Source organism: Lacrimispora sp., assembly GCF_031982545.1.
In the GTDB taxonomy this organism is placed as follows: domain Bacteria; phylum Bacillota; class Clostridia; order Lachnospirales; family Lachnospiraceae; genus Lacrimispora.
Genome location: NZ_DALYXB010000001.1, coordinates 104,781 through 124,651 on the forward strand (window position 1 = coordinate 104,781; position 19,871 = coordinate 124,651).

General features: G+C 43.9%; 23 protein-coding genes. 1 reads left to right on the forward strand and 22 read right to left on the reverse strand.

The window, feature by feature from the left end:
* Positions 1 to 40: 40 nt before the first annotated feature.
* The 21 genes from ABS301_RS00455 to ABS301_RS00555 all read right to left on the reverse strand — a co-directional run bounded on the left by ABS301_RS00455 (position 41) and on the right by ABS301_RS00555 (position 17,341).
* The gene (locus tag ABS301_RS00455; RefSeq protein WP_104438498.1) at positions 41 to 292 is read right to left on the reverse strand and encodes a TM1266 family iron-only hydrogenase system putative regulator; all 252 of its coding nucleotides are present in this window, start codon (positions 290 to 292) and stop codon (positions 41 to 43) included.
* 168 nt (positions 293 to 460) lie between these two features.
* The gene (locus ABS301_RS00460) at positions 461 to 1,009 is read right to left on the reverse strand and encodes a bifunctional adenosylcobinamide kinase/adenosylcobinamide-phosphate guanylyltransferase (protein ID WP_349670322.1); all 549 of its coding nucleotides are present in this window, start codon (positions 1,007 to 1,009) and stop codon (positions 461 to 463) included.
* The gene (cobT, locus tag ABS301_RS00465) at positions 1,006 to 2,088 is read right to left on the reverse strand and encodes a nicotinate-nucleotide--dimethylbenzimidazole phosphoribosyltransferase (RefSeq protein WP_349670323.1); all 1,083 of its coding nucleotides are present in this window, start codon (positions 2,086 to 2,088) and stop codon (positions 1,006 to 1,008) included. Before cobT ends, ABS301_RS00460 begins: the two co-directional genes overlap by 4 nt.
* Before the next feature lie 3 nt (positions 2,089 to 2,091).
* The gene (locus ABS301_RS00470; protein ID WP_349670324.1) at positions 2,092 to 2,634 is read right to left on the reverse strand and encodes a GNAT family N-acetyltransferase; all 543 of its coding nucleotides are present in this window, start codon (positions 2,632 to 2,634) and stop codon (positions 2,092 to 2,094) included.
* Positions 2,631 to 4,025 (reverse strand): cobyrinic acid a,c-diamide synthase CobB, encoded by a 1,395-nt coding sequence (locus tag ABS301_RS00475; protein ID WP_349670325.1) that lies wholly within the window; start codon positions 4,023 to 4,025, stop codon positions 2,631 to 2,633. Before ABS301_RS00475 ends, ABS301_RS00470 begins: the two co-directional genes overlap by 4 nt.
* On the reverse strand, positions 4,009 to 4,554 hold the full coding sequence (gene cbiT, locus ABS301_RS00480) for a precorrin-6Y C5,15-methyltransferase (decarboxylating) subunit CbiT (protein WP_349670326.1): 546 nt from the start codon (positions 4,552 to 4,554) through the stop codon (positions 4,009 to 4,011). Before cbiT ends, ABS301_RS00475 begins: the two co-directional genes overlap by 17 nt.
* A 38-nt stretch (positions 4,555 to 4,592) precedes the next feature.
* A complete protein-coding gene (cobK, locus tag ABS301_RS00485; RefSeq protein ID WP_349670327.1) occupies positions 4,593 to 6,011 on the reverse strand; it encodes a precorrin-6A reductase in 1,419 nt (472 codons plus the stop codon).
* On the reverse strand, positions 6,004 to 6,744 hold the full coding sequence (gene cobJ / locus ABS301_RS00490) for a precorrin-3B C(17)-methyltransferase (protein WP_349670328.1): 741 nt from the start codon (positions 6,742 to 6,744) through the stop codon (positions 6,004 to 6,006). Before cobJ ends, cobK begins: the two co-directional genes overlap by 8 nt.
* On the reverse strand, positions 6,741 to 7,778 hold the full coding sequence (locus ABS301_RS00495; protein WP_349670329.1) for a cobalt-precorrin 5A hydrolase: 1,038 nt from the start codon (positions 7,776 to 7,778) through the stop codon (positions 6,741 to 6,743). Before ABS301_RS00495 ends, cobJ begins: the two co-directional genes overlap by 4 nt.
* Complete coding sequence (cobM, locus tag ABS301_RS00500; protein WP_349670330.1) at positions 7,775 to 8,542, reverse strand: precorrin-4 C(11)-methyltransferase; 768 nt, start codon at positions 8,540 to 8,542, stop codon at positions 7,775 to 7,777. The genes ABS301_RS00495 and cobM overlap by 4 nt, the downstream gene beginning before the upstream one ends.
* Before the next feature lie 2 nt (positions 8,543 to 8,544).
* Positions 8,545 to 9,222, reverse strand: a complete 678-nt coding sequence (gene cobI, locus ABS301_RS00505) for a precorrin-2 C(20)-methyltransferase (protein WP_349670331.1) — start codon at positions 9,220 to 9,222, stop codon at positions 8,545 to 8,547.
* Positions 9,223 to 9,251: 29 nt separating this feature from the next.
* Positions 9,252 to 10,406 carry a cobalt-precorrin-5B (C(1))-methyltransferase CbiD gene (cbiD, locus tag ABS301_RS00510; RefSeq protein WP_349670332.1) on the reverse strand — a complete coding sequence of 385 codons (1,155 nt, stop codon included), beginning with the start codon at positions 10,404 to 10,406 and terminating at the stop codon, positions 9,252 to 9,254.
* 71 nt (positions 10,407 to 10,477) lie between these two features.
* Positions 10,478 to 10,699, reverse strand: a complete 222-nt coding sequence (locus ABS301_RS00515) for an alpha/beta-type small acid-soluble spore protein (protein ID WP_349670333.1) — start codon at positions 10,697 to 10,699, stop codon at positions 10,478 to 10,480.
* 120 nt (positions 10,700 to 10,819) lie between these two features.
* Positions 10,820 to 10,999, reverse strand: coding sequence for a PspC domain-containing protein (locus tag ABS301_RS00520; RefSeq protein ID WP_104438486.1), 180 nt, complete (start codon positions 10,997 to 10,999; stop codon positions 10,820 to 10,822).
* A 38-nt stretch (positions 11,000 to 11,037) separates the two neighbouring features.
* Positions 11,038 to 11,937, reverse strand: a complete 900-nt coding sequence (locus ABS301_RS00525; protein WP_349670334.1) for a hypothetical protein — start codon at positions 11,935 to 11,937, stop codon at positions 11,038 to 11,040.
* Entirely contained in the window at positions 11,934 to 12,680 is a 747-nt protein-coding gene (locus tag ABS301_RS00530) for a DUF1700 domain-containing protein (RefSeq protein ID WP_349670335.1), read from the reverse strand. The genes ABS301_RS00525 and ABS301_RS00530 overlap by 4 nt, the downstream gene beginning before the upstream one ends.
* Entirely contained in the window at positions 12,677 to 12,997 is a 321-nt protein-coding gene (locus ABS301_RS00535; protein ID WP_104438483.1) for a PadR family transcriptional regulator, read from the reverse strand. Before ABS301_RS00535 ends, ABS301_RS00530 begins: the two co-directional genes overlap by 4 nt.
* Before the next feature lie 35 nt (positions 12,998 to 13,032).
* Entirely contained in the window at positions 13,033 to 13,281 is a 249-nt protein-coding gene (locus ABS301_RS00540) for a PspC domain-containing protein (protein WP_170821772.1), read from the reverse strand.
* A 191-nt stretch (positions 13,282 to 13,472) separates the two neighbouring features.
* A complete protein-coding gene (locus ABS301_RS00545; RefSeq protein ID WP_349670336.1) occupies positions 13,473 to 14,408 on the reverse strand; it encodes an ROK family protein in 936 nt (311 codons plus the stop codon).
* Positions 14,389 to 15,969, reverse strand: coding sequence for an alpha-L-rhamnosidase-related protein (locus tag ABS301_RS00550; protein ID WP_349670337.1), 1,581 nt, complete (start codon positions 15,967 to 15,969; stop codon positions 14,389 to 14,391). Before ABS301_RS00550 ends, ABS301_RS00545 begins: the two co-directional genes overlap by 20 nt.
* Positions 15,970 to 15,982: 13 nt before the next feature.
* Positions 15,983 to 17,341 (reverse strand): glycoside-pentoside-hexuronide (GPH):cation symporter, encoded by a 1,359-nt coding sequence (locus tag ABS301_RS00555; protein WP_349670338.1) that lies wholly within the window; start codon positions 17,339 to 17,341, stop codon positions 15,983 to 15,985.
* Positions 17,342 to 17,481: 140 nt separating this feature from the next.
* Here ABS301_RS00555 and ABS301_RS00560 point away from each other — a divergent pair, with 140 nt between their 5' ends.
* Entirely contained in the window at positions 17,482 to 18,525 is a 1,044-nt protein-coding gene (locus ABS301_RS00560; RefSeq protein ID WP_349670339.1) for an AraC family transcriptional regulator, read from the forward strand.
* Between the two features lie 99 nt (positions 18,526 to 18,624).
* Here ABS301_RS00560 and ABS301_RS00565 read toward each other — a convergent pair whose 3' ends face one another.
* On the reverse strand, positions 18,625 to 19,860 hold the full coding sequence (locus ABS301_RS00565) for a D-alanyl-D-alanine carboxypeptidase family protein (RefSeq protein ID WP_349670340.1): 1,236 nt from the start codon (positions 19,858 to 19,860) through the stop codon (positions 18,625 to 18,627).
* Positions 19,861 to 19,871 lie beyond the last annotated feature (11 nt).

Consider the following 19,871-nt stretch of genomic DNA (forward strand, 5'->3'; position numbering starts at 1 on the left):
GGGTCAGCATCTGCTTTCCCGTCAGTGTTTTTTTGTACTTCTAAGCATTCACATTCTGATAGGCTGTTTTGGAACTGATTCCACTTAACTTCCCGATCTTTCCGGTAAGCGCGGAAATGGTACTTTGAGGAGCATCTACCGCAATGCTGATGACACTCACTCCTTTTTTCGGATATGGAATTCCCATACGTCCGATGATGTAATGTCGGTATTCATGTAAAATTTCGTTTAAAATTTCTACAGAATCTTCCTCCTCCACAACAATACCGATCACAGCAATTCTTGTTTCCATGCTTATCTCCTTCTTTCCGTCTTCCTTTTCTCATTTGAACAAGAAAAGCCGCGCCAATCAGGCGCGGCAAACAAACAATTCCTCAATTGCCGAACCTTCTACCTCAAAACTGGTTTTTGGTATCAGGATGCTACTATGTGATAAATATAACATACTTGAGGATTTTTTTCAATTAATTCCTTCTTTGATTTTTATGGGGATCCCTGCCACTACTTCCACCACCATATGAGCCCTGTTTGCTGCAAGCTGATTGATGCTTCCAAGAACCTTGCGGTATTCATTGGTTTCAGGGCTGTAACGATCTCCATCAGAAAAAACTTCATTTGTTACAATCACCAGATGATCGGTCTGACGCTCTAAATTAAGGATTCCTTCTGCAATCTCTGCTGCAGCCGTTTTATTATCAAGAACCGGTAAGTCTCCTTCTTCCCACAGGCCAAACAGCTCATTGGAAACCAGATTGGACATACATTCCAGAAGAACAACGGAAGGTCTGGATTTAAAAACCAGGTTTTTCAAACTACGGTAACATTCTACCGTCTCAAACTGCTTTTTTTCCCGCATTTTCCGGTGTCTTAGGATTCTGTTTCTGCACTCCTCATCCCACGGTTTCATGGTGGCAATATAGACTTTTCTGTCTCCGCCCAGAGAAACCGCCAGATTTTCTGCATATTCTGATTTTCCGCTCCCGCTTCCTCCGATAATCAGGGCAGTCATGACGGATCCTCCATGGGCTTATAAGCCTCGATCTCAATATCTTCAAAAGAGCTCATGGTTCCGTATACATCTGCTGCCATTTGAAGCAGCGGAACTGCTGCTATCGCTCCCGTCCCTTCTCCCAGACACATTCCTGCCTGAATAAGAGGAGACAATTCCAGCTCTTCCAGAAGAATGTGTCCTGCGGGTTCTGCAGATACATGAGAGGCAATCATAAAATCCCGGCACCCTGGATAAATCCGTTCTGCCAAAAGTGCTGCAACCGCTGATATGAAGCCGTCTAAAAGTACAGGAATGCGGTAAATGGCTCCTCCTAAAAATATTCCCGTCATACCAGCCAGATCAAAACCGCCCACTGCTGACAGGATATCAATTTCATCCTGACAATTGGGACTATATCTGGCTACCGCCTCCTGAATCACCTTTCGCTTTTTTATCAGGCCGGCATCATTTAACCCGGCACCCCTTCCGGTCAGACGCGTTGGGTCCTGCTTTAATAAAAGCGCTGCAACCGCACTGCTGGTTGTTGTGTTTCCAATTCCCATCTCACCGGTTGCCGCCAGATCATACCCTTTTTCTGAGAGTTCGCCCATTAGTTCTATTCCTGTTATGATCGCCTGTACAGCTTCATTTCTGGTCATTGCATTGGTTTTACTAAAATTTTTGGTTCCATATGCGATCTTTCTGTTAATCAGCGGATAGGTGGAACCGGAAACCAGATCTCTTGCAACCCCCATATCAACCGGAAATACGTCCACTCCCGCCCGTTTTGCCATAATGCACACACTGCTGTTGCCTCGTGTCATATTTTCTGCCACTACTGCAGTAACTTCCATACCGGTCTGGGTAACACCTTCTTCCACAATTCCGTTATCTGCACACAGAATCAGAAGTCCGCGTTTTTTTAACGTTACCAGGGAGTTTCTCCTGATTCCCGCGATTTTTACAATATCATCTTCCAACACACCAAGACTGTTTAAGGGCTTGGCTACATGAGCCCAGCGCAGACGTGCTGTATCGGTTGCTTTCTTATCAGGCGGCTGTATCGCTGATAAATAATCCTTTAGTTCCTCATTCATTCTTTATGCCTCTCCGGTTAAGATCTTTTCATAGAGTTCAAACCATGGGATTCCATACTCTCCGTAACCTAAATCCGCCTTTCCGGCAAAACAGTAACCAAGCTTCCGGTAAAGCTGAATGGCAGGCGTATTCCTTTCATTTACATCAAGGCGGATTACGGTTCTTTTCTGCTCTCTGGCTTTTTCTTCTGCAAATTCCAGTAATACTTTTCCAAACCCTCTTCCAAGGAAGTCCGGATGTACTAAAAAGGTATGGATCACTGCAACATCCTCTGGTTTCGTATCCTGACTCCAGGATACCGTTTCATATCCCTTTTCCTGTAACTGGTTAACGACTACGGAACCGGCTATTTTATTTTCTGCCCAAAGCAAATAAAGTGTTCCCGCTTTCACACCTGCCTGTGCATCTTCCTTTGTAGGATAGATTCCTTTTCTCCAGCCCGGATAATTGATATGACTTTCCAGGTAATCATTTACCCCATCGTAAAGATCTGCAATCTGCTCTATATCCTCTGAACTTCCCTGTACTATGGTAAATTCCTTCATAATTTCTTCCTCTGTTGTTTTATAACCTGTCTGCAAGCTTCTAAAAAGCCTTTGGGAAGCATGGGATTGGAAGGGTAATAAAAATGAGGGAAGCCTGCCATCACATGATCTCTGGTCAGAACACAATCCCAGCTCACATCCCTGCCAGGCTTTCGTGCCTGCATCTGTTCTCCATTGTTTGTACTGTCCCAGTAATGAAATTCATGTCCCCTGATGGACTCACCCTTTTTTAAAAACGGCATATCTTCTTTCGCCGCTGCTTCTATGTATCCAAACCGTTTTAATTTTCCTACAGGAAATGCTCTGCCCGGAATAATCCCTGCCATCAAAAACACATCATGCTCCTTTGATTCCAGTTCCTCGTGAAGATAGAGGAAACCACCGCATTCTGCCAGTATGGGAATGTGATTTTCGCTGGCCTCCCGGATTTCTTTAAGCATATTCTGATTTTCAGACAGCTGTTTTAAATATAGCTCTGGGTAACCACCACCCAGAATCAGCCCGCAGATTCCATCTGGAAGATGGCTGTCCCGAAGCGGACTGAAAGGGATCAGCTGTGCCCCCATATCCTCTAACATCTTTCTGTTTTCCTGATAATAAAAGCAAAAGGCCTCATCAACGGCAATTCCCACCGGTATCTTCTCACCATATATGGTTGGTTCATCCCGTTCTTCTCTTCCAGATTCCAAGGATAATTCAGGGGCAGTTCCGGATAACTGAAGGAGTCCGTCTATATCAACTGTTTCTTCCATTTTGCAGGCCAGATTCTTTAGTTTGTCTTTCAGTCCTTCCACTTCCCCCGGAAGAACCAGCCCCAAATGACGGCTGGAAAAATCCGCCTCATCGCATTGGGGAAGATATCCAAAGACCCGGATTCCCATCGCTTCTATCTGAGGAGTCAGCCGTTGTGCCATAACAGGTGAGATCCTGTTTAAGATCACGCCTTCAATGCGGCTGTCATTTCTGTATTCCAAAAAACCTTTACATACAGCAGCCAGAGACAGACTGGCGCCCCTGCAGTCAAGAACCAGTACCACCGGGGTTTTCACTGCGCAGGCTACTTCATAGGAGCTTGCCCACGTACTGTCTCCTCCCATTCCGTCGTAATACCCCATGACACCTTCTATTACAGATATTGGAACTTCTTTTGATTCCCTGAGAAAAAGCTCTCTCACCGATTCCTGATCCAGGAAAAATGTATCTAAATTTCCTCCGTCTATGCCAAGAACCGCCTTATGAAACATGGGATCAATATAATCTGGTCCGCACTTAAAGGAACGGCAGGCAATGCCTCTTAAAAGTAACGCCTGTAAAAGTCCACAGGTGATCATGGTTTTTCCGCTGCCGCTTTTGGGTGCAGCAAGCATGATTCTCTTATTTTCCTGACTCAAAAGACACTCCTCCTTCCCCTCCGAAGGAAATAATGTAAACCGGGTTCTGCCCCATCATCATATGATAGCTGCCTGCTGTTTTTGCTTTTGAAACCTGCATCTGAACGATATCCGCTTCTATGGAGTGTTTTTTCAGCCACAATAACATTTCAGATAAGGATTCCAAAGCAATGAAATTAGCAACTACCCGGACCTTGGGATTCTTTTTCAAAACAAGATCTAAAACTTCTTCTAAATTCCCTGATGTGCCTCCCAGGAATATGTGAGTAGCAGCTTCCAGTCCGGATAGTGCTTCTGGCGCAGTCCCTTTTACCACGGTAACGCAGTCCGCCGCGAATTTCTCTTTATTCGCTTCTATGAGAGCCTGTGCTTCCGGCTTCTTTTCCACAGCATAAACCTTCCCACTGGTTAAATACCCCGACGCTTCTATGGATACGGAGCCAGTACCTGCTCCGATATCATAAAGAATGGAGTCCGGACATAGCTCCAGTTTGGATACACAGACTGTCCGGACCTCACTTTTGGTCATAGGGACATCACCTCGGATAAACAATTCATCTCTCATTTTTACCTCTCAATCAATACTGCCGATAAGATATCAAACGTCTGGTTCTTAAGCGTTACCGGTGTACCTGTGGTAATCCTCTCATCCTCGTAGGATAACCGCTGGCCTACAGATAAGCGCGCATGCTCATATCCATTCTCCTCCAAAAGACTGCACAAAGCATTTACGGAATTACGCTTATCCAGCAGGGCGAATATTCTCTGGTGATGTTTCAGTTCTTCCAGAAGATCCCAGTCTCGTCCATGAAGGCTGATCAGCCGTACGTTCTCCCAGCCGGTTTTCAGTCTTGCGCATAAATAGGATACGGAAGAAATTCCAGGAAGAATCTCCGTCTCATAAAGTTCAGAATACGGTTCTTCTAAAAGGGCTGCTGCCATTTTCTCCGCACCGCTATAAAAACCGGCATCACCAGAGAAAAGAACGGCAATCCGCTGATACTCTCCATGTTCATTCAGCCAGGGAAGGATATCCTTGCTTAAATAATAGGGAAGCTTTAATATCTCAGGGTTTAAGTCTCCAATATCATGAAGAATCCGCTTCGCCCCGAAAACAACCTGGCAGCTCTTAAGAGTTTTTAATGCTTTTACAGTCATCTGCTCCGGCCCGCCCATTCCGGTTCCTATTAAATAAATAGCCCCTTTACAACTAAAAGTCTCTGAGGACTTCCTCTTTATTAAAATCTCTTTTACTTCATCTAATCCCACACCCTCTTCGTCTATGGGGCGTCCGATTACAACGGCTGTAATGTTACAGAAAGAAGCTGCCTGCAGCTTTTCTAAGAACCCTCCTGCATGACCAGCCTCCTTTGTGACGAGATAACGGATATTTAACTGCCGGATCATAGCCTGATTCAATTCCAGAGAAAATGGTCCCTGCATCCCAATGATCCGGTTTCCCTTAAATCCCAGCTGTTCACAGGCAGCCAGAACGGAGGAAGAAGAAAGCACTCTTGCATAGACCCGTTCCTCCCAGTTCTCAACCTTTGTATACCAGTCAAGTTCCTTGCTTCCTGTAGTTGCCAGCACATTGCCTGCATTCTGGTTTAAAAACCGGATGGCCTCCTCCATGGAATCCACCCAGACCACATGATCTCCATCTCCACTGTCTTTTAACGATTCCCGCAGTATCCTTAAGCGTTTTGTTCCTGTCTGAGTACAGGCATGAACAATATTCCGGCTTACTTCCGCTGCATAGGGGTGGGTGGCGTCTAATACAAGGGTAATTCCCTTTTCCCTGATAAATGCTCCCATCTCTTCTGCGTCCATGGGAGTGTTGTGAATATGGAGAAACCGGCTTTCCAAAAGGAGCATCTTCCCATATCCGGTAGCAACGCTGACCCATGCTTCAAGCTGGTTTTCATGGCAGAATTCGGCCAGAAGCCGCCCCTCTGTTGTACCTCCAAAAATCAGTATTTTACACATTTTTATATCCTCTCGGTGTGACCATTCGCCCATTGATCTCTCTGGTCATGGAATTTCCTATGTAAACAGTAGTAAACATATCCACATTGGTATCTTTTAACTGGGAAAGAGTTAATACCTCCATCTCTTCCCCATCTCTGCCAATGTTTCTTACAAGCCCGCAGACCGTCTCCGGTTTCTGGTGCTGCAGCACAATTTCGCAGGCATTTTTCAGATAATCCGCCCGTTTTTTGCTTGACGGATTGTATAAACAAATCGCCATATCAGAACAGGCAGAATACTTCAGTCTGTCTTCAATCAGCTCCATCGGAGTAAGAAGATCGCTTAAACTGATCACTGCAAAGTCATGGCCAAGAGGAGCGCCAAGTACAGCTCCTCCGCTTAAGGCTGCTGTAACACCGGGAATCACTTCAATTTCTAAGTCTGGTGACTCTTTTGCCAGCTGAAGGATAAGGCCGCTCATTCCATAGACACCGGAATCACCGCTGCATACCATGGCAACCCGTTTTCCTTCCTGGGCTTTTAAAATAGCCATCTGGCACCGTTCCTGCTCCTGGCGCATAGGGGTAGTAAGCATCTCTTTTTCCGGAAAATGTTCCCGCAAAAGATCCACATACACCGTATATCCCACAATGATCTCACTGTCTTTTAACGCATTCACCGCCCTGATTGTCATATCCTCATAGGCTCCAGGGCCGATTCCAACCACATATAATTTACCTGTTGTTTTCATATCATTACCTTCCAATCTAAGACTGCAGCAGCAACTGTCACACCGGCAGCCGCTTCTTTTTTAATGATCAGTTTTCCGCCCCCCAGTTCCTTTACACAGCAAAGTGCTGCCCGCTCGCATACATTGTCCACACCTGTAATCTGCTTTACAAAGGAAGAAGAGGTAAATTCCCCCTCGATTCCTGCAAGAATCTCTGCCGGATAGGTATAAAAGGGAACGCCTGTGTCTCTGGCAAATTTACAGAGTCCTTCTTCCTCTTTCTTTAAGTCAATGCTTGCACACCCCGCAATGGCAAGAGAGGATATATTATGTTCCTTTAATACACGGGTTACCCCGTCTTTTATGGCAGTAACAGAGGTGTTTTTCCTGCATCCGATTCCCAGTATCAGAATCTTTGGAACAAGCCTGAGGAGATGATCCGTTTTTCCCTTCTCCCCAGAATCTGAAATTGTGATATACAGGCCGGTATCCGCTTTTGCATCTAAGCATAATTCCTCCGGCAGTCTTCCATCTATGGGAAAATCACTGTGAAATCCAACCGTTTCTCCCCTTAAAACAGCTGCAGATACTTTTTTAACCATATTAAGCTCTGAAATGGCAAGTCCCAGCCTTTTTGCAAATAAATCTGCTGCTAATTTACCATGTATATCGGTAGCAGTGGTAATCACCGCCTGACCTCCCGTAATCTGGGCACTACGTTCTGCCAGTTCATTGGCTCCCCCTAAATGACCGGAAAGCACAGAAATACTAAATCTCCCCTGATCATCTAATACCACCACTGCAGGGTCGACTGCTTTTCCTCTTATATAGGGCGCAATGGAACGGACTGCAATCCCCATGGCTCCAATAAACACAATTCCGTCTTTATCAATAAACTGCTCTTTTGTCCACTCTCCCAAAGACGAAGTCAGGGGCCTTAATCCCGGTCCTTTTCCAAAGCCCTCACAAAGCTCTCCCTCTTTTAGTAGTCCTTCCATCAGCCTAATAGCTGTACTGGCTCCTGCCTCTGTAAAGCAAATGACAGCAATTCTCATTCCGTCTCCCCGGTTCCTTTCCGAAATTCAGTGGTAAACGATGGATCATAAAGAAGAGAACGGCTGTAATTGCTTTGCGACACCGCATCTCCCACCAGAATCAGAGCTGTCTTACGTATCTGCTCCCTCTGGGCGCATTCTTCCAATGTGGAAACAGTACAAACAACGGTCTTTTCCTCGGGCCATGTTGCCTTATAGCAAATGGCTGCCGGTGTTTCCGGTGTGTATCCGCCGCGAATCAGCTCATTTGACAGTTCCTTTAACATTCCTGTACTTAAAAAAATCACCATGGTTGCACCATGAGCTGCAAAAGACGCGATGGATTCCCGTTCCGGTACCGGAGTACGCCCAGCCATTCTGGTAATAATCACACTCTGTGTTACCTCAGGAAGTGTATATTCCATCTTCATTGCAGAAGCCGCTCCGCAAAAGGAGCTGACACCCGGACAGATTTCATAGGAAATCCCCCTGTGATCCAGCTCGTCCATCTGCTCTCTGATGGCACCGTAAATACAGGGATCTCCTGTATGGAGGCGTACCGTCATTTTCCCACCGGATTCTGCCTGTACCATTACTTCAATCACCTCTTCCAGAGTCATCTTTGCACTGTCATAAACAGCACAGTCTGGCTTTTTATAATCCAGAAGAGCGGGATTTACCAGGGAACCTGCATAGATAATGACATCCGCTTTTTCTAAAAGTTCTTTTCCTCTGACTGTTATTAAATCCGGTGCTCCCGGACCTGCTCCAACTATATGTACCATATTTACCTCACTATGATCAATGAATAATAACCTGCCTCGTCGGGTATCTCCACAAGCGATTGATAGACCCGCTCATCTGACATGCCGCAGTTCTCCACCATAACAGCCTCAAAACCCCCAGCACTGATCTCTTCCTTAACCGCTTTCATCTGTCTTCCTGCTTTCATAAGAACCTTAACACCAGGAAGCTTTAATGCATCTTTTATCTGATAAGAAGCAGGAATTACGTGAAGCTCTTCCGCTCCCGTTACCAGAGGAATCCCAAGCCTGGCGGCAACGGCACAAAATGATGTGATACCGCTTTCCAGCCGTGTGGCATACCCTTCCTTCCACAGCCTTTCTAAAAGATAACTGCAGGTGGAATAAATGGTCACATCTCCAAGGGTAATAAATCCCACATTCTCCCCTCTGTCCAGCCGTTCCATCACCGCTTTTGTCGCAGATTCATGGCTGTCTTTTAAAACTTTCTTATCTTTTGTCATGGGCATGGGCAGATAAAGGCATTCCTTTTCCTCGATCTCAGGAACTGCCGCTTTTGCAATCTGGTATGCCGTACAACTATTTTTATCGCTGTGAGGGATGGCAATTACGTCCATTTCCCGGATTCTTCGTACCGCTTTTAAAGTCATCAGTTCCGGATCTCCCGGCCCTACCCCAATACCATACATGATTCCAGCCATTTGTTATCCTCCTGTGTCCAATTACTTATCTATTGTTTTATCATTTTAAGAGCATCCGGCGTCATGGAAAGAATACCAAGTGTGTTGGAAAATGTGATAACTTCCACTGGAATTCCTCCTGTCCACTCTGTCATATATACCTTTATTCTGTTTACCACCTGGGACATCACCGGTTTTAGGACTCCCATCTCTTCTAATATCCCCGCTGCCGTCTCCATGGTGTTGGATTGCAGAATCACTTCTTTTTTATCACTGCTTAAAAACTCTCTGGCGCAATCCCAAAGCACCTCCATACGACGGTCTCCGTATCTGGAATGGGTATTTTCCACCCCTCCCGCGACCTTAATCAGTTTCCCGATATGCCCCACAAAAAGGATCTGTTCAAACCCTTCTTCCTTCACCATAGTACAGGATTGCCGGATAAAATTACTGATGGTAACACCTTCCCCGATCGGAAGATTTAACTGATCTTTTATAAAAGACTCCCCATAATTGCCAGGTGTCAGTATCACCCGTTTCAGACCAGCCACCGCTTTCATATGAAGCTCCAGCGAAATGGTGGCAGTCAGTGCCTCTTCACTCATGGGTTTTACAATTCCTGTTGTTCCAAGAATAGACAATCCGCCTATAATTCCCAGCTTTGAATTAAAGGTCTTTTCTGCAAGTTCCCTGCCTTCCGGAATCCAGATGCAGATGAGCAGGGCACCTTTATAATCAGCCGCTCTTCTTACTTCATCCACTTCATCAAAAATCATGCTTCTGGGTACTGGATTGATAGCCGGATATCCCACAGGTGAAGAAAGGCCGGGTTTGGTTACCCGGCCCACACCTTCCGACGCTGTTAAAATCAGCTGCCCGAATTCTCCGGTCTTTTCTCTGACAAACGAACAGCCGGCCGGAGATGCTCCTTCTCCAGTTTCATCTAATAATTCCACAGATGCATAGATGAGCGCCTGGTCTGTTACATCCGGGTCGTCACCTGCATCTTTTTTCACCGCACACCACACCTTGTCCGGCTTCATGACAACATGAAAAAGGGGCAGATCAGCTTCCGTCCCTTTTGGCGTCATTAGCTTCATATGTTGTAACTGGTTTCCCATAAGCAGCATTGCTGCCGCAGCTTTGGCAGCAACAGCCGCACAGGTACCAGTGGTAAATCCGCATCGCAATTCTTTTTTATCCATATTTCTCTTCCTCTTCGAAAAATATTATAAAAGATTTTTGCTTCCGGTGCAAGGAATTTCCTGCTTTTTACCTATACTTCCTCTTTTTTCTCCATTGCATCGTTCTTCAATTCTCTTTTTCTCTTGGTAATCAGACCGCCGATGCGGCCGCTTTCCTTCGCACTTAAACAGCGCCAGCCTCCTTTTATTACTTTCTCATCAAGACCAAGCTCTGTGGCTATTTCAAATTTAAGTACCTCCTCCGGTTTTAAATTGCGGGGATCGAAGGGTTCTGTTTTTTTTCCTTTTGGCATACTGTCGTTCTCCTTTCATAAATCTAAAAAGAGTATGCCCGTTTCAAATGGAAATAAACTCCATTTTACAAAAACAAAAAAGAAAGAAGCAAAAAAAGCTTCTCTCTTCTTTGTTTTACGTTATCTTTTTGGTATAATCACGGCTGCAATGATATAGGCTACAATTCCGGAACCTGTACAGGCAAGAATAGCCCATAAAAGGCGGATAATTGTAGGGTCTACATCAAAATATTCTGCAATTCCACCACATACACCACACAGCATTTTGTCCGTATCAGAACGGTATAATTTTTTCTCCATGTTTTAATCTCCTCTCTTGTTGTCACCAGGCTAATCTATTATTCATAAAATTTCACTTCTATCCCACCTGTGCTGCAATCTAAATTCATGTCCTTACTGGCGGAATAATCCCAGCTATCTTTGCCGGCAATGGCTGCCATCTGTTCATCTGCGATTTTTATTCCTCCAATCCTTGACTGAATCTTATAATTGTAATCTTCCTTTTGGCCTGAAAGAAACAGCAGGACTGCACCTACTTTGCATTCTCCGTTAATATCACCGGTGGTTGTACCGGTATATTCCACAGCTCCAACGCTGCATTTAATGTCTAAATCGCCCACATTACCCTGTCTCACGGAAAGTGCACCCGCCTTTACATTAAGGTTCATGTCATCAGCAGATATGGACCGACAGGCTATAATAGGATCCATGCCATGCATCCCTTTCTTCTTGGAAACTGATAAATCAACATCTGAAAAATGATACCCCGGGGGCACGCTGATCGTCATCACAAGATCCGTTTCATCTGACAGGAATCCAGTCCCGGTTGTCAGATCAATCTCATCATTCTCATCTTTTAAATTCCAGTTCCCATCCTTTTTATTGCAATATATGGTTAACTCACTAACAGCAGGATCCTCTACGATAAAAACCCTTCCTGCTCTGATATCTACACTCAGGCTTTTTGCAGTACCGGTGGTATAAATTTGCTGACCTTTTTCTTCCGGAACTTCAAGATCCGAATCAAAATCATAATAATTTTCAGTCCCTTTCGGCTGGTTTTCATAATCCAGATCCTCAAATGAGAAATCAGAAAATGAATCTTTCCAGAAGCCGCTTCCCCTTGGAATAATATCCCGAAGATCAGCTCCATAGGTTACCGCTGTAGTAGCCATAATACCGCCAGCAACTACAAGAATTATTCCTGCAATCACACATTTTTTCATAAATTTGCTCATGTCCGCGCCCTCCTTCCGTGTAACAACCGGTTAAACAGATCGATACAGCTTCGAAACAGAAACGGTAGAAACTTTCCATAAAATACACCGCAAACGGCCAGGGAAACAAGACCAAGACCAAGAATCAGTATCCCCAGACCCAGAAGCAATATTCCGTCCAGAGGGTGAATGATCATGGTAGTAAAACCAGCTACCGCCAGGGCAAATCCTGCTGCCAGGAAGGCGAACGTGATCGCTCCTATTGCAACCACCGCTGCAAACAGCACTCCTATCAGACCTGCCAATATACCCAGTATTCCCCCGCCAATGCCAAAAAGCATGGGAGAAGCTGCAATGATCAGAACAATCCATAAAATAATTTTAATTGTACGTCTGTCATCCTTTCGTCTTTTTCGGACGGGTTCACCTTCCTGTTCATAAAACCCGCTGTCTTTTTCCGGTTGCACCGTAACCTCCGGGAGATCGTAGCGCTTTGCCATCTGGTAATTGGGATCCCGAAAGCGCTCATCCTGATAGCCACTTTCCGTGAATTCACCACCTTCTTTTAAATGCCCGTTCATATCGGCCCGGATCATGGCTGCAATCCGTTCCGGGCTTCCAAATTCCCGTATTACAGATTCCTCATTCTCCGGCCCTGCTTCTTCCAGATAATCTCTGTAATATTCAATTGCATCTTCTTTTTCTTCATCAGGAATATCCGCCAGCAGATATTCCAGCTCTCTCATAAACTCATCCCTGTTCATATATGTGCCTCCTCAAAAATTCGGGATATCTTCTGCGAATAACCTGCCCATTCGCTTTTATAGAGATTTAACTGTATCCGCCCTTTCTCCGTAATCTTATAATACCTGCGGTTCCTTCCATCGTATGCAAGATCATATACTTCCAGACATTCTTCCTTCTGAAGTCTTCGAAGAACAGGATAAAGCGTTGATTCTGAAATCTCAATAACATTTCTTACATCCTGGGTGATCTTGTAGCCGTAAGTTCCCTCCTGGTCTTTTGATACGACTGCCAGGACAATGGCGTCCAATAATGCTGCTCCTGTGTTAAAAACCATACGTCCACTCCTATCTTTTCTGCCTGGGGATATCTTTACTCTCTGCCTTCTCCCGGATCCTTTGGTATGATCACTGCTGCAAGTATATAAATGGCAATACTTCCGCCGATTAAGGATGCCCCGGTTATCAGGTGAAACAAATGTCTCCATGTCTGAAACAGCATAAGCAGAATCCATATCAGCCTTATCATAACCGGATCTACAGCCAGATACTCACCAATCCCTCCACAAACTCCACATAAAACTTTGTTCTTCACTGAACGGTACAAACGCTTTGCTCCCACGATTGACCACCTTTCCTCTGACTTTTAATCTTCATCTATAATATTATTTATATATTTATATTATATGTTGTATAATATAGTGTTATTATATGCTATATAATATTAGTTGTCAACACCCATTAGAAAAATACTTTAAATATAAAAGACACCTTAGACGCAGGATCGCGTGAAAGGTGTCTTATAAAAGCCAGTCAGTGTAATTGAAAATCAATGTTTCTTTTCTTTCTATAATGATACAGGGCTCCAATCAGATTCGAATCATTAAAATAGCGGCAGGCAACAACCTCCGGTCTTGGTAAATAAGGAGACAGTTTCCGCAGAGGATTTTCATTGCAGAATTTATCCACATGTTTTCTGATATACTCAATCAAAAGCGGCTGTTTGCTGATTCCGCCTCCGATCGCCACCAGCTCCGCATCAAACAGTACCTGTAAATTATAAATCCGGACTGCAAGCTGTTTCGTATAGCGGTCCAACCCCTTTAACACTTCCGGATTTCCCTGTTCTGCCATCTCAAAAATACGGATACCATCAAGCTCTTCCTTGGGAATTCCCGTTTCTTCTGATACCGCTTTGATCAGGGCAGTCGCTCCTCCTGCAGTTCCCCAATATCCGCTCATCTGATCCAGATTTTCATCTGATACTGCCATGTAGCTGAATTCTCCTGCTGAAAAATGGTTTCCTTTATAAATCTTACCGTCGATAATCAGGCCACCTCCTACCGCAGTTCCCAGTACAAGGACAATTCCGTTATTTACGTCTTTCAGACTCCCCAGCCATTTTTCTGCCAAAGCTGCACATTTCCCGTCATTTTCAATTGTAACAGGCACTTTACATTTCTCCTGAAGCAGTTCAACCATATTATGACCTGTCACACAGCTTATTCTCCCGCCTGTATAGCAGTATCCTGTTTCACTGTCTATTATCCCGGGAGCACTCATGGCAATCCCCTCTGCTCTGCCTTCATACTTTTTAAAAATGGAATACAGAGTTTCCAGATAATTCTCCAGATTCTCACTTTCACAAACCGTGGTCTTAACCTTGCCTTTTTCAATAAATTCCCCGTCTGCATTCATAAGAGCATACTTAATAAATGTACCGCCTGCATCAATTACAAGAAATTCCATTGTTCTTTTCCTCCTTCTCCAGTTTTCGCAGCAAGTAGGCCGGAGTACAGCTCCATGCGTGGCAATAGCTGTTTACAGCCGATGAACCATAAGGCGATTCCTCCGGATTTTCCGGATTATACAGTTCCCAGAACGTATCTGCCCCGTAAGAAAGCATACCTCCCCAGTAATATTTCATATAATCCACTGCCATTTTCTTTTCCCCGCACAGAATCAGCGCCTCCACATAATGATGATTCATATAAGGTGTGACCATTCCCATATCTGGATTCATCTCAGTAATATGTTTTAAAAGCGCACTGGCCTCTTGATCCTTTATTACACCTGCCAGTACCATCCATACCTGGCTTGCATAAGAGACCTGACGTCTGGCCCCACTGATAAACACATGAAGCTTTTCATCCCATAAATACTTCAAAGCCGCACTGATGCAATACCCCTTTTCCTCCTGTAATTGCTTTGCAAGTTCTGCTTCCCCCAGGACCTTAGCAAGTTCAATCGCTGCATTTAATGTATAGATATAGATTGCCTGAGCACTGGCCTGTTTGTCAAGTCCTTCTTTCCAGTCAACAAAGCACCAGAACGTATCGCTGCCCTCAATTATATAGTTATCATTAAAACGCTTTCTTGCCAGTTCGATCTGTCTGTAAGCCGGCTGCCAAAGATCCTTTAAGGTTTCCAGATCTTTTGAAGCCTCATAATAATCCTTTAAAGTGGATATGAAAAATAAAGAATAATCAAAGAAAAATGTATCATCTACAATATACTCCGGTTCTGTAAAAAGACAGGCTCCGATGGCTCCGTCGTCTCTTGTAAGACCGCCGAACAGATACAGGCATCGTTTGACCATATCATAGTTTTTAAAGGTCTCGTAATTGGCAAGTGCCTGCAGCCTTAAATCCCCCAGCCAAAGGCGCCTGTCACGTTTGGGTCCATCCTCAAACACAGACTGCATACAGTTTTGAAGAGTTCGTAAGCTGACTCTGTCCAACTGTTTCATGAGCGGGTCAGCAACACACGCCACCCCTTCCATACTAACTGCAGAAACAGCCCTGCATACAACTTCCTCTACCACCACCTGATATTTTAAAGAGGTATCCACCACATAAATCTCAAGAAAGCGGAATGCATACCTTCGGGGCAGCTTAAGACATACGGGAAGCACATCAATATGTATATACTCCTCCTGAATCCACCCCCTGCTGATCCAGCCATTGTAATCCTCGGATTTTTCTATTAATTCTTTGGCAATTTCACCGAATTTCAGTCTTAAGTATGCAGGTGCATCCTGAGGACTTCCGGCTGATTTTAACTTTATGCTTACATAGCCCACCTGATGATCTTCAAAATCCAGAACAATAGAATCTCCTTTTTTCAGTAACATGCCGGGTAAATCTTTAAGCTTTGCCCCTGGATGGATTTTCCCTTTCTCATCTACTGTTACAATTCCCACTGGTTTTACCAGATTTTCTATCAGCTTACCCTCCAGCTTTTTTGCCTTCTCTACAAATGCCTCATTGGTAACTCTCTTCATCTCCAAATCAATACTGACTGCCGCCATAATTATTCCTTTCTTAACGTTTTTCCAATCTTCTTTCCTCTAACTCTCTGTTGATCTGCGGAAGTTTTTTATCCAGATCATACATCAGAAACGTAATGATAGTTAATATATTGGTTGCAAGCGGAATCCATATATACATGGCACTGATGGCATTTAAAGCAGAGTTTGTCTGAACCTGTGCGTTTGCCACATAGCCGCTGGATGCCAAAAGTGCTGCTGCAACAGAACTTGCAACTGCCATTCCCACCTTACCTATAAATCCATTTACGGCTGACATGGTTCCTGCAATGTTAACTCCTGAATTCCATTCACCATAATCCACCGGATCAGGCTGAATGGCAAAATGCATACTTCCCTTCAGTCCATATCCCAGAGCTGCAACTGTCACGCCTGCAATCACAACGGGAACTGAGGTCCCTCCAGCAAAAACAATAAGAAGTCCTGCACCGTGAAATACAGAGCCTGTTATCATCAGATTCCTTTTTGAAGTCATACGAGCCAAAAACGGAACACTGAGATTTGTAGCAACAGGGATTAAAGTTGTAATCGTCGCCACCACACTTGAAAGTTCTTTATTGTTTAAGTTGTAAGTGAAGTAATATATAATGGCTCCTGCCTGAATGATAAAACCGCCGAAAAACCAGATAATATTGGCAGCAAACAATAACCACGGCTTATTGTGAATCAGACAGTTTATACTGGCCTTCAGGCTTACCTTTTCTTCATTGATACGCACTCTCTCTTTTGTATTGTAAAAACAGAAGAAGAATACCAAACAGCCTGCAATACCAAAAATCATCATTACGATTCGAAATCCTACCGCTTCATTTCCGTTGCCAAAACGGTCTACCATCTTGAGAGCAAAAGCAGATACTACCGTAGAACCCATATAAGAGAAAAACACACGGCTGGTGGCCAGGTTGGTTCTCTCCTGCGGATCAGCAGTCAGAGACGGCAGTATGGAGGCCATAGGAATATTTACAATGGTATAGGCAAGAGATAGCAGCATATAGGTTACATATGCATAAATTAGCATCCCCTTCTGTGAAATATCCGGTACACTGAATGCCAGAAATGCAGTCACTGCAAACGGCACCGCACCAGCAAAAATCCATGGTCTGGATTTCCCCCATTTCGTATTGGTTCTGTCAATAAGAATCCCCACTGCCAAATCTGTAAATCCGTCAAAAATTTTAGTTACCAGAAACATGACGCTTACTGCCGCTGCATTTAAATGCATCACATCTGTATAAAAGTATAATAAGTATAATGAAATTACCTGCCAGATCAGATTACAGGCAAAATCAGAAGAACCATAACCAATCCGCTGCCTCCACTTGCTTTTTTTAATCTCTTTTTCAAACGTATCCATCTTCTCAGCCTCTCCTTATTTATTGATAGTTGTATACTATCATCATGAAAAGGTTTTGACTAATGACTAATTTATGTTATTGACTTGATATTTTTTAACATGATACACTAATAAAAAGATTACGATCGGAGGAAGCTGTCATGAAAATATACAAGAATGAATTTAAAGAATTTATTTTTTCATATAATGAAGATGAAGAATTTTACCACCGTCTTTTTGATGCAGAGCAACGCTCTCCCCAGACTTTTTCCTCATATGTAAATTCATTGGACCAAAAATATATTGAACGGCGCCAGCTATATGTTCCCTGCCTGCACCCAATTTGGCATCCATATATCTCTGAAAACGCATTTTTTAAATCCTCCTCACAGAATATTTACATTAATAAACATAACCGCTATACTCCAGAATTTATTCATGAGCATGAATTTTATGAATGCTTTTACGTGTATTCCGGCGCCTGCTCCAATACCATTCAGGGGAAAAAAAGAGTGTGCAAAACCGGAGATTTATGTATTATCCCTCCTAAAACAAGGCACAGCATTGCCGTATTTGATGACAGTGTCGTGATTAATATCATGATTAAATCCAATGCCTTCCATTCAACCTTTTTTGAGCTGTTTGCCAACAACAATGCTTTGTCCCACTTTTTTGCCTATACCTTGTATAAAAAAACAGAAAACAATTACCTGCTGTTTCATACCAGGTCAGATGAGGTGATCTGCAATCTGATCGAAGACATTTATATTGAATTCTACGGACACGAAAAGTACTCTGATCCCCTTTTGGACAGCTATCTTCTCACATTCTGGGCGATCCTGCTGCGCCGGCATGAAAAGCATCTGGAAAGCTTTTTAAATACCACTCATAAAAACCTTGCCCTGCCTGATATCCTGAATTACTTTCAGACACACTTTATGGATATCACTCTTTCCTCTGCTGCAGAACATTTCGGCTTTTCGGTCCCCCATTTCAGCAAGCTGGTCAAGGAACATACAGGTCAGACCTTTACTAAGCTTATCCGGAATATACGTCTGGAAAAAGCCTGCCGGGCACTTAAAACTACAAACTTAAGCATCTCTTCCATCTGCGAAATAATTGGCTATACAAATCCAGAGCACTTTAACCGGATTTTTAAGGAAACCTTTCATAAGACGCCGGGAGAATATCGAAAAAATAAATGAGTGTCCTGGAACACATGACTCTCTGTTGGACGCCCATGCACACAAAATCAGGAAAGGAGCAGAAAAATTCTGCCCCTTGCTCTTTTTCAACCAATTCACCTACAAACTAAACGCATGAAGAAGCCGTTTTAAATAATCTCCAAATTTAGCTTCCCGCACAGCTCCTGCTGTCAGAACCGGAACTTCGCCGATCTTCTTTCCGCCAAGACTATATACAAGGTTTCCTGCCGGCTGGCCTTCTTCAATCGGAGCAGACACGGACGGAACAAGCTCCAGTTTCCTTTCTATTGCAGTAAAGTCCTCTCCCTTTAAGCTTAAATAAGAAAAGGAACCGCCGTATTTTAAAGGAACTTTCTCGTCCACACCGTTATCTACAATCATATCCGGAAGGGGCAGCATCTCTTTATCTTCATATAGCTTACAGTTTGCATAACCATAGTTTAAGAGGGTCTGGGCATCTGCAAATCTTACCTTATAATCCGGCGCTGCCATAATGGAAGCAATGAGCCGGACACCATCTTTTTCTGCAGTTGCAGAAAGACAGTACTTTGCAATAGAAGTAGATCCAGTCTTTAAACCCGTTACATTAAAGTTTGTTGCCATTTTTAAAAGCTTATTGGTGTTTGAGAGACCAAATTCCTTTGTTCCCTGTTTCGTAACGTGAGTGATGTTTTCCATCCAGATCGTTGAATAGTTATGAATCTGTGGATACTTATTAATCAGTTCCCTTGACATGGTTGCAATATCTCTGGCAGTTGTCACATGGGTGGGGGATTCTGTAAGACCGCAGCAGTCTTCAAAATGGGTATTTGTCATTCCAAGAGCTGCCGCCCGCTCATTCATCATCTTTACAAATTCATCCTCTGTTCCTGCTATGTACTCCGCCATGGCGACGGATGCATCATTGCCTGACGCAACAACAATACATTTGATCATGGTTTCAACCGTCTGTACTTCTCCTTCTTCCAGAAATACCTGAGATCCTCCCATGGATTTTGCGTGGGCACTGGTTACAACCTCATCGGTCAGCTTGATCTTACCTGATTCCAGAGCATCAAAAATAAGGATGAGCGTCATAATTTTAGTGATGCTGGCAGGACTTCTTTTTTCATCCGCATCTTTTTCGTAAATGACCTGCCCGGTAGATGCTTCCATTAAAATCGCACTTGGAGACTGCAGGGCCGGGCCGCCTTCTGTATTAACCGCCTGGGCCTCTTCTGCTTTTACAATCATGTCCGAGGCAACCGCTATATCCGGCTCCTGCCCTGCCACTGTCTGGCACAAACAGGAAAATAGCAGAAAAAAGCTTAATATAAATGCTGTAACTCTTTTCATGTTATACACGT